The organism is Bacteroides sp. OM05-12 (assembly GCF_003438995.1).
Classification (GTDB): domain Bacteria; phylum Bacteroidota; class Bacteroidia; order Bacteroidales; family Bacteroidaceae; genus Bacteroides.
The window spans coordinates 344-673 of record NZ_QSUN01000058.1 but is presented as its reverse complement, the minus strand read 5'-3'; the positions used below and the strand labels follow the sequence as shown (position 1 = coordinate 673).

Annotated in this window: 1 protein-coding gene; it reads left to right on the top strand. The window is 36.4% G+C overall.

Going from position 1 to position 330, the window contains the following annotated elements; genetic code table 11:
- The coding region (locus DXB63_RS18320; RefSeq protein ID WP_233522896.1) for a hypothetical protein at positions 1 to 201 on the top strand (201 nt) is incomplete at its 5' end.
- Between the last annotated feature and the right edge of the window lie 129 nt (positions 202 to 330).

The window sequence follows — 330 nt, the reverse complement described above, 5'->3', positions numbered from 1 at the left end:
GTCATGTCAAAGGATTTTCGGAAAATACGCATGTTCAGTTATGACCGGCGGTCTTACAGCTTGTATGAAAAGAAATTCACATCGAATTATCGGTTCATGAAAGTCGTTCATGAAGGTGACCGGACGTTCTATTCCATAAGTTGGAAAGATGTAGTCTTGTTACTTGAGAGCCCTATTATTAAAGAGTTAAATGTCAGATAAATAAGTTCGTTTTATGTTGGTTTGTATATCTATTTTTTGTACATTTATAGAGTATAAAAAAGGGATATGGATCAACCGGAAAGAGATAAAATATTAACCGCTTCGCGCAACCTCGAGCTTCGGGAACTT